The sequence below is a fragment of the Ornithinimicrobium jinqii genome, assembly GCF_045032595.1.
Lineage (GTDB): Bacteria > Actinomycetota > Actinomycetes > Actinomycetales > Dermatophilaceae > Ornithinicoccus.
In genome coordinates, this window is the sequence record NZ_JBJFZS010000029.1 from 21,541 (window position 1) to 33,821 (window position 12,281).

Annotated in this window: 13 protein-coding genes and 1 riboswitch; of the genes, 8 read left to right on the forward strand and 5 right to left on the reverse strand. The window is 71.1% G+C overall.

All coding sequences use genetic code 11. The annotated features are described in order from the left end of the window. The first annotated feature begins 45 nt into the window (after nt 1-45). On the forward strand, nt 46-882 hold the full coding sequence (locus tag ACI3ET_RS13335) for a glycosyltransferase (protein WP_405033549.1): 837 nt from the start codon (nt 46-48) through the stop codon (nt 880-882). Here the strand turns inward: ACI3ET_RS13335 and ACI3ET_RS13340 are convergent. Then, the gene (locus ACI3ET_RS13340; protein ID WP_405033550.1) at nt 840-2,306 is read right to left on the reverse strand and encodes a tyrosine-protein kinase domain-containing protein; all 1,467 of its coding nucleotides are present in this window, start codon (nt 2,304-2,306) and stop codon (nt 840-842) included. The genes ACI3ET_RS13335 and ACI3ET_RS13340 overlap by 43 nt on opposite strands. Nucleotides 2,307-2,388: 82 nt before the next feature. Continuing rightward, nucleotides 2,389-3,042 (reverse strand): sugar transferase, encoded by a 654-nt coding sequence (locus tag ACI3ET_RS13345; protein ID WP_405033551.1) that lies wholly within the window; start codon nt 3,040-3,042, stop codon nt 2,389-2,391. A gap of 583 nt (nt 3,043-3,625) precedes the next feature. On the opposite strand from ACI3ET_RS13345, the gene ACI3ET_RS13350 reads away from it, so the two are divergent. From ACI3ET_RS13350 to ACI3ET_RS13380, 7 genes are all read left to right on the forward strand, one after another. Next, nucleotides 3,626-4,600, forward strand: a complete 975-nt coding sequence (locus tag ACI3ET_RS13350) for a type IV toxin-antitoxin system AbiEi family antitoxin (protein WP_405033552.1) — start codon at nt 3,626-3,628, stop codon at nt 4,598-4,600. Between the two features lie 10 nt (nt 4,601-4,610). Continuing rightward, nucleotides 4,611-5,165: a hypothetical protein gene (locus tag ACI3ET_RS13355; protein ID WP_405033553.1), complete on the forward strand. Its 555-nt coding sequence runs from the start codon at nt 4,611-4,613 to the stop codon at nt 5,163-5,165. Between the two features lie 380 nt (nt 5,166-5,545). Then, nucleotides 5,546-6,004 (forward strand): type II toxin-antitoxin system Phd/YefM family antitoxin, encoded by a 459-nt coding sequence (locus ACI3ET_RS13360; protein ID WP_405033554.1) that lies wholly within the window; start codon nt 5,546-5,548, stop codon nt 6,002-6,004. Next, nucleotides 6,001-6,240 (forward strand): protein kinase family protein, encoded by a 240-nt coding sequence (locus ACI3ET_RS13365; RefSeq protein WP_405033555.1) that lies wholly within the window; start codon nt 6,001-6,003, stop codon nt 6,238-6,240. Before ACI3ET_RS13360 ends, ACI3ET_RS13365 begins: the two co-directional genes overlap by 4 nt. 152 nt (nt 6,241-6,392) lie before the next feature. After that, a riboswitch (TPP riboswitch) is annotated at nt 6,393-6,497 on the forward strand. Then, nucleotides 6,487-8,145, forward strand: a complete 1,659-nt coding sequence (locus tag ACI3ET_RS13370) for an ABC transporter permease (protein WP_405033556.1) — start codon at nt 6,487-6,489, stop codon at nt 8,143-8,145. Its footprint overlaps the riboswitch before it by 11 nt. Nucleotides 8,146-8,156: 11 nt before the next feature. Continuing rightward, entirely contained in the window at nt 8,157-9,245 is a 1,089-nt protein-coding gene (locus ACI3ET_RS13375) for an ABC transporter ATP-binding protein (protein ID WP_405033557.1), read from the forward strand. Nucleotides 9,246-9,328: 83 nt separating this feature from the next. Continuing rightward, entirely contained in the window at nt 9,329-9,955 is a 627-nt protein-coding gene (locus ACI3ET_RS13380; RefSeq protein WP_405033558.1) for a hypothetical protein, read from the forward strand. 160 nt (nt 9,956-10,115) lie between these two features. On the opposite strand, the gene ACI3ET_RS13385 is transcribed toward ACI3ET_RS13380, so the two are convergent. The 3 genes from ACI3ET_RS13385 to ACI3ET_RS13395 all read right to left on the reverse strand — a co-directional run bounded on the left by ACI3ET_RS13385 (nt 10,116) and on the right by ACI3ET_RS13395 (nt 12,271). Next, a complete protein-coding gene (locus ACI3ET_RS13385) occupies nt 10,116-10,649 on the reverse strand; it encodes a hypothetical protein (protein WP_405033559.1) in 534 nt (177 codons plus the stop codon). 283 nt (nt 10,650-10,932) lie between these two features. Further along, complete coding sequence (locus ACI3ET_RS13390) at nt 10,933-11,715, reverse strand: thioesterase family protein (protein WP_405033560.1); 783 nt, start codon at nt 11,713-11,715, stop codon at nt 10,933-10,935. Nucleotides 11,716-11,764: 49 nt separating this feature from the next. Further along, entirely contained in the window at nt 11,765-12,271 is a 507-nt protein-coding gene (locus tag ACI3ET_RS13395) for a hypothetical protein (protein WP_405033561.1), read from the reverse strand. Nucleotides 12,272-12,281 lie beyond the last annotated feature (10 nt).

Genomic DNA, 12,281 nt, shown 5'->3' on the forward strand with positions numbered 1-12,281 from the left:
GGCTCGGGCGGACCCGACGGACGGTGCGTGTGGGACCATGACGCGGTGACCGCTGATGGGGTGGCGACCCCGACCGTGAGCGTCCTCCTGGCGACCAACGTCCTCAACGACTGGCTCGATCAGGCCGTGCGGTCGGTCCTGGACCAGGGTGGGGTCGACCTCGAGCTCGTCGTGGTCCACGACCAGATCGACGTGGACCACGACCGGCCGTGGACCGCCGATCCGCGCGTCAGGTGCGTCACGACAGGGACCAGCCGTGGTCTGAGCCACGCGCTGACCGTGGGTGCGCGAGTCGCTCAGGGCCGGTACCTGGCGCGGCTCGACGGGGACGACCTCGCCCTGCCCGGTCGCCTGCAGGCTCAGGCCCTCCACCTCCAGGCTCACCCGGAGGTGGTGCTCCTCGGCACGGTGGCCCGCACCATCGACGAGCGCGGTGCGGTCACCGGCCGGTTCGGCATGACCCCGGCCGGGGACGTGCGTGCGGTGCTGCTCACCCGCAACGTCGTCATCCACTCGTCGGTGATGATGCGGCGGGACGCGTACGAGGCCTCGGGCGGGTACGACCCGTCACTTCGCCAGATGGAGGACTACGACCTGTGGCTCCGTCTGGCGCTGCAGGGTGAGGTGCACGTCCTGCAGCGCGAGCTCACCGAGTACCGCGTCCACGGGGGGCAGATGAGTCGACGAGCTGCCAGCTCGGGGACGTACATCGACGTGGTGATCCGTGGCCGGCTCGACCTTGCCCGCCACCTCGGCCGGTCACGGCTGCTCCAGCACCTGCGCAACACCGCCTGGAGGGCGGTTCAGGTCGCACGCGGACGGGGATGGCGTCGACCTGGCTACGAGCGTCCCGCAGCTTCCGGGCCGGTCTCGAGCTCCTGAAGGGAGACGCCGGACAGGTTGCGTCTGGCGCGGCTCCGTGCCTCCTTGGCCCGTGAGCGCGCCCCCTGCCCCCGGTGGGCCGCATACTCGTCGTTGGAGTAGTAGTACGCCGCCTGCCCCTTCGCCGGCAGCCGGTTGAGGACGATGCCCAGGACCGTGGCGTCGATGCGGTCCAGCGACTGCAGCGCCGTGTCCAGCTGGTCGCGCCTGACGATGCCGGCACCCACGACGACCAGCACCCCGTCGGTGATGGTCGACAGCAGCGCAGCGTCCGTCACGGGCACCAGCGGGGGGGTGTCGATCACCACGTAGTCGAACTGCGACTCCAGCTCGTCCAGGAGGGTGCGCATCGCGTCCGAGCCGAGCATCTCGGCCGGGTTCGGGGGTGGCGGACCGCATCCCAGCGCCGACAGGCCCGGCATGACCGGCTGCAGGACGTCCTCGAGAGCGGCCCGCTTCACCAGCACGTCCGTCAGCCCTGCCGCGTTCTCGAGCCCCAGGTAGTCGAGCAGCTTCGGCCGACGCAGGTCGCCCTCGACCAGACAGACCGACGAGCCGCTCGCGGCGAGGATGAGCGCGAGGTTGGCCGTGGTCGTGGTCTTGCCCTCCCCGGGCACGGTCGAGGTCACCAGCAGGGACTTGGGCTGGTGGTCCGGGTTGACGTAGAGCAGGTTCGTGCGCAGCGCCCTGAACGACTCCGCCCGTGGACTGAAGGCTTCGATCTCCGGCAGCAGCGGGTGGGTCGAGGCGTCCTTGTCGAAGGGGATCGCACCGATCGTGGGCCGGCTCGTGACGCGCCGGACGTCTGCCTCGACCCGGACACGGGTGTCCAGGATGTCCCGCAGCAGGGCCACGCCCAGCCCGACCAGCGGTCCGAGGAGCGTGGCCAGGGCCAGGTTGAAGAGCGGGTCCGGACTGTCCGGTCGTGTCGGGAGAGCCGCCGGTCGGACCACCGTGGCCTTGACCGGGCTCTGGGAGGTCGCATCCACCCGCTCCAGCTCCTGGACGGCCTCGGTGACGTTCAGGCCCACCGCGTCCGCGATGTCCCTCGCCTGCGCGGGGACGCGGTCCAGCACCGCGATCTCGATCAGGACGGAGTCCGGCACCACGCGGGCGCTGACCCGAGAGGCCAGCTCACCCGGTGTCTCGTCGAGCCCGAGGTCCTCCAGGACCGGGGCGAGGACCACCGGCTCGGTCACCAGCAGCGCATAGGTGGTCACCTGGCGCTGCGCGAAGGATCCCCCCTGCGCCAGCTCCGAGAGGCTGTTCGTCCCGGACGTCGAGATGAAGAGCTGGGTCTCGGAGCGGTACTCCCGCGGCGCCAGCACGGTGAGAAGGACCGTGACCGCATAGGCGAACAGGGTGACGGCCACGATGAGCCGCCACCTCCGGCGGAGGGTGCGGACGTAGTCGGAGAGTTCCACAGGATCCTCGGCTGACAGTGGAAGGGACGCAGCGGAGTTGATCCTAGTGGGACCGTCCCCCGACCGGAGGGACCTTGCCGACTCACATCCCCCGAAAGCGGACGACCTCGATGACGGTGTCGAGCATGATCCGGAGGTCGGTGACGATCGAGGCCCTGCGGACGTAGTCCAGGTCGTAGGACAGCTTCTGGTGCCAGTCGGCCACCGAGGAGGTGTAGCAGTGTCGGACCTGGGCCAGGCCCGTCAGGCCGGGTTTGACGCTGTGCCGCAGGTGGAAGTGGGTGAACTGCTCGTTGAGCACGTGGACCAGCTCCGGACGCTCCGGGCGGGGCCCGACGATGGACATGTCGCCGCGCAGGATGTTGATCGCCTGCGGCATCTCGTCCAGGTGACTGGCCCGGAGGAGGCGGCCGAGCCTGGTGACCCGCGGGTCGCCGCAGTAGGTCCAGCGGGGGACGCCGTCAGACTCCGCGCACACGACCATCGAGCGCAGCTTGTACATGCGGAAGGCGTTGCCGTTCAGTCCCACCCGCACCTGCGTGTGGAACACCGGTCCCCGGCTGTCCAGCTTCAGCGCCAGCGCCACGAGCGGGAAGGTCACCACCAGCACCACCAGGAGGATGAGACCGCCGGACACGTCCATGAGCCGCTTGGCCCTGGAGGCCACCATGGGGTGGGCGGCGCTGGCGGGAGCCACCGCGACGGCGGCGACGTCGGCGTTGGTCGTGGCGGTCATGGTGGGCGGCAGAACCCCCGCCAGAGCCGGTCCGGGCAGCAGGGACGCTGCGCGTCCAGCGTGCTGGCCCTCGGATCGAGATCTCGTCCACATCGTCATGATCGGCCCCCCAGCGGCCGGTCAGGTCGGCAGGAGCGGGCGGGCGTGACGCGGCCACGCCGCAGACGGCGGATCATCGTCGTTGTCGTGCAGGCTCGCTCCTGCTCGGCGTGGACACCCCAACACGCACAACCCCATGAGTGCACTTCCTCTGTCGCCACAGGACCCTTGACCCTCAGCGAGCGTAGCGGAGACCACGGACCTTGAGAAGAGTTTCTTGCCAGTCCCTTGGGGTTGGCTTTACCTGACGTATACCCTCCTTTTCCGGTCGACAGCCGCCGGCGCGGGCGGGCCCCGGCCGAGGCCGCCGCAGGTGCGGGTGTGATGCCGTTCGTGCTGCCGACCGTCGTGGTGGCCCGCGACGGTCCGGTGGCTGTGGGGACCGAGCGGGGTTCGAGCGCCGTCATGTGGAGCGTGCGGGCGATGTGAACGGACCACCTCTGACCGTGTTCCACTGTGTCTCTTGTTCCACTATCCTGAACAGATGAATGAGTTGGAACATGCACTCACGTCATCGGTCGTGAAGGCGTTGCTCGGCGAAGGTCTGCAGGCGTCGTGGCACGGGGCCCAGCAGGCCCAGCCCCCGATCGACGGCAAGCTTGACGTCAGATGGTCCGGCGGCGGACACACCTTCCCGGCTGTGGTCAAGCATGGTCTGGTGCCCGCAGCGGTGGGAATGCTTCCCGTCGTCGACGATGGCGTGGTCGTGACGAACTACGTCTCATCGAAGCTTCGGCACGCCCTGACCGACGCCGGCTGGGGGTTCGTCGATGCGTGCGGGAACGCATCCCTGACGGCCCCAGGGCTGATCATCCGTCTAGAGGGAGGCCGACCGCAGAAGGACGTCGCGCCACCGATCGCCGCGCCCTTCAGCAGGACCGGACTTCCTGTCACCTTTGTCCTGCTCGTTCGCGGACGAACCGGCACCCAGCGGGAGCTTGCCGCGACCGCCAAGAGCTCACTGGGGACGACCAACCGCGTCCTGCAGGGACTGCGAATGCTCGGCTACCTCTCGGAGGACGCCGAGGTCCGGCGACCTGCTGCGCTGCGAGACCGGTGGACGGAGGCGTTCCTGGTGCACAGGGACGCCCTGGCGACGCCACAAAGGTTCACGTCCGACCGGTGGAAGCGGCCGCACGACGTCCTCCAAGCGAAGCTCCCGCACGGCGCCTACCTCGGCTCGGAGGTGGCAGCGGCAGCGCGGGGCCTGTCGATCCGACCCGAGACCGGGCTGATCTACTGCTCCTCGCCGGTTCGCAACGAGGTGATCGTGCAGGGACGCCTCAGGGCGGATCCTGTGGGCTGGCTGGAGATCCGCAGCACCTTCTGGAGCAAGAACCTCCTTGGCGTTGAGTCGCAGGTCGTGCCGGACCTGTTGATCCGTGCCGACCTGCTGTCAGAGGCTGACCCCCGACTGACCGCGCTGGCACGGGAGCTGGCTCGTGGTGTCGACTCTTGATCTCTCGGGAGTGCCGAACCTGCGGGTGCCTGTGGAGGTGCTGCGCGAGATCGACGAACGCGCTCGAGCACACGGTGTCCGCATGCTCGTCATCGGCGCCGCCGCACGCGACCTGGTCGTCCACGCACCCACTGCGGCCCGGTCGCGGCGGGCGACTCTCGACGTCGACGTGGCCATCGCGGTGGACCGTCCAGGCTTTGAAGCTTTCACGCATGGACTGGACCGGGTCAGGGGCAGCGAGCACAAGTTCCTTGTCCTGGGGACAGACGTCGACGTCGTCCCCTATGGAGACATCGAGACGGACAGGACGGTGCTCCTGAACGACGGACACCAGCTCGATGTCAACGGGCTGGGCGAGGCTGCCCAGACGTCGATCCACGTGCTGCTGGGCGGGGGACTGCGATTGGAGGTTGCCTCACTTCCTGCCCAGACGGCGCTGAAGGTCCTCGCGTGGCGCGATCGTCATCGCGACAATCCCAAGGACGGCCTTGGCGAAGCACATGGGTGGATCGGACAGCCAAGACCTGCTCGTCGCCTACGCCGACGGCTCTCGCCTCGGACTTGAGGAGTAGCGAAGCGATGTCGTCCCCGGGTCTCGAGCGCGTGGGCTCGTGCCCGTAACGACAGGGGAGCGCCTCGGCGCTGACAGTGCGGAGAGGCTCGCGCTCGGCCTGGTGGCCCTGGTCCCGCTGGCTCGTGCTGCCGGTCGTGCTGCCGCCCGTCGTGGTGGGGCGTCCCACTGCTACCACGCTGCGGCCACTCGAGTGGGGCCTGGGAGGCATTGCAGTGGCCCCGACGTGATAGGAGTGATGGCCCCGACGGTCCGGTCGCTGTGGTGACCGAGCGGGGTTCGAGCGCTGTCATGCGAGGCGTGCGGGGTGCTGTGCACGCGTGGATCGGCTTCTCCAAGTTGACAAATTCTGAATAAGTTCAGAACGTGGCTGCATGGTCACCATCACCCGCACCGTGCAGTCCTCCGAGCTGTCCCGGAACAGCCGCGAGGTCTTCGAGGCTGCCGATCAGGGGCCAGTGCTCATCACGCGGCGCGACGGCGACTCGTTGGTCCTGACCAAGGCCAGCCAGCTGGACGATGACCGCAAGGGTCTCGAGCTCGCGGCCGCACTGGTAGCGGCCTCCCTGGCTCCGGACGATCGCCCCTTTGTCGAGCGCCTGCGCCAACCGTTCCCCTGGCTGGTACTGCTTTCCCCCACGGATCAGGAGGCGTTCGCCGTCGAAGTCGTCGACGTCGCACGTGCTTGCGCTTCCGTCTCTCGCTTTGATCGGCTGCTTCTCACTTTGCACTCGTGGGAGGCCACCGCGGAGGCGGTCGCGGCTGGCTACACCCCCGATGACGAGCTGGAGTGGTTGGACTCGGCTGAGCCGGTTGACGACCCGCGCCGATGAGCAGAAGCGACAAGGCAGTCCCTCGCCCCCTCAAGAAGGCGGAGTACACGATCGTCTTCGCCACTCGCGAGGCCCAGGCCGGGTGGCGTGATGTGCTGGCCACCCAGCGCAGCTCGGTCGTGGACGCGTGGGACTTCCTCACTCGCCACCCACTCGATTCGACCCCGAGCAACCACCAGCTGAGGGGGGTCCACCTCATCGACGTGCACACCCGACACCCGAACGCGACCACGTAGCTGCAGGCCAGTGACGGATCGCAGGCGCTGCCGTCTGCGGGACCCGTACGCCAACGGGCTGAGCATCCCAGGCCGAGCGTCCACGAGCGTTGCCGACGCCCCCGCCAGCACGGCCGGCAAAGGCGTCTCGCCGTCCGGGCGTAGGCTCGTGCCCGTAACGACAGGGGAGCGCCTCGGCGCTGAGAGTGCGGATCGCCCGCAGACCCTCCGAACCTGCTCCGGCTCGCACCGGCGAAGGAAGTCGAGATGACACGCACGCCCACCCGCTCGCCGGGGTTCGCGCTGGGCGCGCTCGCCCTGGTCCCGCTGGCCTTCCTCGCGGTGTTCTTCGTGCTCCCGGTCGGCGGGATGCTGGCGCGCGGGTTCTGGCCCGACGGTGCCCTCGACCTCTCCGGCGTGCCCGAGGTGCTCGGGCGCTCGCGGACGCTGCGGGTGCTGTGGTTCACGCTGTGGAGCTCGGCTGCGGGGACGGTGCTGACGCTGGTGCTGGGGCTGCCGGTGGCGTTCGCGCTCTACCGGTTGCGCTTCCAAGGGCGCGGCGTGCTGCGGGCGCTGGTGGTGATGCCGTTCGTGCTGCCGACCGTCGTGGTGGGGGTGATGTTCCGGTCGCTGCTCTCCTCGGGCGGGCCGCTGGGCTTCCTGGGCCTGGGCGGCACGTGGGTGCCGATCCTGCTCGCGTTCGTCTTCTTCAACCTGGCGGTCGTCGTGCGCACCGTCGGCGGGATGTGGGAGGGGCTGGACCGGCGGGCCGAGGAGTCCGCCGCGACCCTGGGCGCCACCCCCTGGCAGGTATGGCGCACCGTCACCCTCCCCGCGCTCGCGCCTGCTGTCGTGTCCGCGGCGACGCTGGTGTTCCTCTTCTGCTCCACGGCGTTCGGGGTGGTGCTGACGCTGGGCGGGCTGCGCTACGGGACGGTCGAGACCGAGATCTACCTGCTGACCACCCAGTTCCTGGACCTGCAGGGCGCGGCGGTGCTCTCGGTGCTGCAGCTGGTGGCCGTGGTGGCGATGCTGACGGTGGCGGCGCGCACGCGCGCGGGCCGCGAGCAGTCCCTGACCCGGGTGGGGGCCCGGGCGGCGGCGCGGAGGCCCCGGCGCGGCGACATACCCGCGCTGGTCGTCGTGGGGGTGGTGGTGGGGCTGGTGCTGCTGCCCGTGGGGACGCTGGTCGTGCGGTCGCTGCGGCGGGGCGGGGCGTGGACGCTGGCGAACTACCGCGCGCTGGGCGACCCGGAGGCGACGCCGGCGCTTCGCGTGAGCGTGGGCGAGGCGGTCGAGAACTCGCTGCGCACCGCGGTCGACGCGACGGTCCTGGCGATGGTGCTGGGAGTGGTCGTGGCGCTGGTGGTGTCACGGCGGCCGCGCGGTGCGCGGTCGCGGCGGGCGGTGTCGGTCGTGGACGGGGCGTTCATGCTGCCGCTGGGGATCTCGGCGGTGACCGTGGGGTTCGGGTTCCTCATCACCCTGGACCGGCCGCCGCTGGACCTGCGGACCTCGCCGGTGCTCGTGCCGATCGCGCAGGCGATGGTGGCGCTGCCGCTGGTGGTGCGGACGCTGGCGCCGGTGCTGCGGTCGGTGGACCCGCGGCAGCGGGAGGCGGCTGCGGCGCTCGGGGCGGGGCCGTGGCGGGCGGCGTGGACGACCGAGGCGCCGGTGCTGGCGCGGCCGCTGCTGGCGGCGACGGGGTTCGCGTTCGCGGTGTCGCTGGGGGAGTTCGGGGCGACGTCGTTCCTGGCCCGGCCGGACCGGCCGACGGTGCCGGTGGTGATCTACCAGCTGATCTCGCGGCCGGGGGCCGAGCACCTGGGGATGGCGCTGGCGGCCTCGGTCGTGCTGGCTGTGCTGACGGTGGTGGTGATGGGCGTGGTCGAGCGGCTGCGCGTCGGGTCGGTCGGGACGTTCTGAGGAGATTCGTCGTGCTTGAGCTTGCTGAGGTGACGGTGCGGTTCGGTGCGGTGGCGGCGGTGCGGGGGGTGTCGCTGGAGGTGGAGGACGGGTCCGTGCTGGCGGTGCTCGGGCCGTCGGGGTGCGGGAAGTCGACGCTGCTGCGGGCGGTGGCCGGGCTCGAGCCGTTGGCCGGCGGGTCGGTGACGTGGCGGGGTCGCGATCTCGCGGGGGTGCCGACGCACGCACGCGGGTTCGCGCTGATGTTCCAGGACGGGCAGCTGTTCGCGCACGCTTCGGTGGGGGACAACATCGGCTACGCGCTGCGCCTGCGGGGGGTCGGGCGGGGGGCGCGGGCGGCGCGGGTGCGAGAGCTGCTGTCGTTGGTCGGGCTGCCGGGTTACGAGGCGAGGCGGCCTGCGACGCTGTCGGGCGGTGAGCAGCAGCGGGTGGCGCTGGCGCGGTCGCTGGCCGCGGACCCGGGGCTGCTGCTGCTGGACGAGCCGCTGTCGGCGCTGGACCGGTCGCTGCGGGACCGCCTGGCGGGGGACCTGCGGGAGATCCTGGTGTCGACGGGGACGACGGCGGTCCTGGTGACGCACGATCACGACGAGGCCTTCACGGTGGCGGACCGGATGGCGGTGATGCTCGACGGTCGCGTTGTCCAGGAGGGGACGACGTCGGAGGTCTGGCACTCGCCGGTCTCGCGGGAGGTGGCGGAGTTCATCGGCTACGAGACGTTCCTGGAGGGGGCGGCGGCCGAGCGGGTGCTGGAGGCCCTCCCCGGGCGACCCCTTCTGGGCGACGCCCCCCTTCCGGACCGGACGCGTGGTGGTGTCCATCCGGGCGCACGTGGGGCGCGCGTCGTGGCGATGCGCCCGAGCGCGCTCCAGGTCGCCGACGACGGTCCGCTCGCGGGAACGGTCACGAGAGCCGTGATCGTCTCGGACGCTGTCCACCTCACTGTCGCGGTCGAGGGGGTCGGCGACTGCGCGGCCCTCGCCGACGATTCCTCGGTCGACACCGGGCACCGCGTGCGTCTGTCGCCGGACGCCAGGGGGATGGCGCCGCTGCCGCTGCCTGTCTCGGGGGCGGCCGAAAACGGGAGAGCAGCCTGGTGATGGCGTGCTGCGCGCCTGCGTGGGACGATCGCTGACTACGCGGAGACTGCCGCTGCGCAGCCGCACCCAACGGAGGTGTGCTCATGGACCGTTTCGATCCCGACGTGGTCATCGCCGTCGTCGGCCCGCTGCTCACGGCCCTTCTCGCGGGGGTGGGGCTGCTCCTCAAGGAGTGGAGGACCCGCCGGCGGTGGGAGCACCGTCGTGACGAGATCATCGAGCAGGGCCGACGTCAGGTGGCCTTTATCTCCGACTGGGTGGTGGCCTACGACACACTGAAGGTCCCGGACCAGGACCGTGAACCGTTGCTGGACCGAGCGCGGCACGACCTCGACGAGATCTACGACTCCGTGGCAGCGCAGACGAGAGCGACGGCTGAGCAGCGACCGGCGCGGCGGTCGCGGGAGGCGTACGTCCGGTCGGTGCTCCTGCTCGGCGTCCGACGACCGTGGGCGAAGATCAGCCGCATCCTCTACCTCGCCGCCCTGGCGTATGCGCTGCTCAGCGGAGCTCTCCTGGCCGGTTTCACCTTGAGTGACGACGAAATGCCCTTCTACACGGAGATCGGGGTCGCCATCTTCGTCACGGGCTTCAGCCTGATCCCGGCGGCCCTGCTCCACGTGCTCACCCGCTACCTGGACCGTCCTTCTCATCGCACCCGGGCGTCCGTCGACGGCATCTTTGCGGAGGCACCCGAGTCCTCGACGTGACGGGCCGCGAAGCACTTCGCCCGCCCCTCCACGGACGTTGGCAGCCCCGCCTCAGGGGGGTGAGACGGGGCCGGTCTGACTCTAGGTCGGTGGGGCGTGGCGCACAATGGTCCAAAAGGGTGGGGTACTGCGGACGCGGTGGGCGGGCGTCGGGCGGCCGTCAGCTGGTCGCGGGCCCACTCTGTGACGGCGGCATCGGGCTCGCGCAGTAGCTGAACGGCTTGCCCGTTGCGGCGTGGTAGCTGAAGAGCTCGTCGTCGATGCCGAGGACGAGCTGCTCGCCGGGGACGAGGGCCTGGGTGTACATCATGCCGGGCTGCGGGCAGCCGAGGCTGCCGTCGCTCCACGTCACCTCGGCCCAGCCGGCGACCGTGACGTCCTCGACCTCCACGCTGCGGCGCTGCGCCAGGTCCGCGATGGCGGCCTGGACCTCAGGACGCTGCACGACCGACGCAGGCACGGGGCCGGTGGGCAGTGCGGAGTCGCCTCCGGGGACGGGGATCGCTCCGGGTCGGCTGGTCTGCATGTCGTCCTCCGGGGGGGCTGGCTCGGTGGTGGCGGCGGGGTCGGACGTCGCGGGGGAGGTGGCGGCGGGGGTGGTCGCTGTCGCGTCTGCGGGGCGCTCGACGTTGCCGCAGGCGCCGAGCGGCAGCACGAGCGCGGCAACGAGAACGGCATGCCTCGTGGGGGTCATCGTCTTCTCCTGTCGGTCCGACGAGTCTAGGCCGAGCCTTGTGGCAGGAGGTGGGGGGGCGGTCCCCCCCCCCCGCGCCCCCCCCCCCCTCTTTCCCCCCCCCCCCCCCCCCCGAAAAGGCCCTCCGCGACGCGTGTGCCGGGTGTCCCGTCCCAGCACTCTGTAGACGTCTGGGCCGGGCAGAACGTTGCAGGAATCTCATGTGATCTACATCACACTATGGGGTGAGGCGCGTGAGCCGGCCAGGGGGCGTCCACCGGAGGGGTGGGGATCGGTCGGTCCGTCAGCCTCGGGGACGCACCGTGAGCGACTGCTCGACCGTCCCGACCGGCCCGCGCACGTCGTGCACGGCGGACGACGACTGGCCGATGCCGCTCGGTCCCCACGACACCTGGGTGTCGAGGCCGACCCAGCCGCCCTCGGGCTGGCGGTGCAGGTGCAGGGTGAGGTCGACGTTGGGGAAGAGCCACTCGGTCGGGCTCTGCCGGTGGACGATCCCGTTGGCCACGTCGAGCATCCCGCACCAGCGGGCGAGGTGGGTGGTGTCCTCGCCGGCGACCAGCTGGTGCTCGGTGTGCACCCAGACCTTCCCGCGGCCGGGCCGAAGTCCCTCGACCGCCCGGAACTCGAGGGTCCGCAGGAAGTGCCCGTCCCAGTGGTCCATGCCGGTCCACGGGGGGACGGACTGCGGGTCCGGCAGCAGCGGCGCCTCGGCCCGGGCGACGACGCTGGTGTCGGTCCGCACGAGCCGCCAGGCGCTGGCCCGGACGACGTCACGCCCGCCCGCGCTCGCGACCGCCTCGACCAGCTCGATGGTCTTGCCGGGCCGCACCGTCCGGGTCCGGATCGTGGTCTCGGAGAAGTGGATCATGCCCAGGATGTCGAAGCTCATCCGCGCCCACTGCAGCTCGGGCCGCGGGTCGTGGCGCTCGAGGCCGTGCACCATGAGCCCGGTGACCACCGCCATGTGCTGCTCCTGCTCGGACCACGCACCCTGGGCGTGCAGCGTCGGCTCGTAGCGTCCGTCACCGAGCGCGATGTAGTAGTGGTCCTCGTCCCTGGCCATGGGTCCGGAGTGTAGTGACGTCGCCCGACCGGACGCGCGGCGTGGCGGGTCAGCCGTGGACCGGGGCCGTCCCGGCGGCCCTCAGCTGGGCCCAGACGGGCTCGGGCTCGGCGGGGAAGCGGCACACCTCGGCGAGGCTGGCGACGTCGACCTCGTCGAGCCAGTCCTCGTCGAGCCGGCCCTCCTCCACCCCCTCGTCGAACGCCGGGAGCCCCAGCGGCAGACCCTCGGGGCCGAGCAGGTCGCAGCGGCTGAGCGAGCCGGAACGGTGGCCCAGCGCCGCCTCGAGCCAGCGCAGCGCACCTTCGTCGCCGTCTACCCCCCGCACGTAGTCGTCGCCGAGCCGCCGCAGCCGTGCCAGGTGACCTGGTGGGCGCGACGGGGAGCTGAGACGCCAGAGCACCTGCTCGAGCGCCAGCGGGGGCGGTCCGCCGACGGTGCGCAGACGCTGCCGCTCCTCGTGGCTGAGGGTCGTGCCGTCGAGGAGGGCCAGGCCTTCGACCCAGGCGTGGACGTCGCCGTTCATGCCGGCCTCGAGCAGTGTTGTGGTGGGCATGGCCTATGGT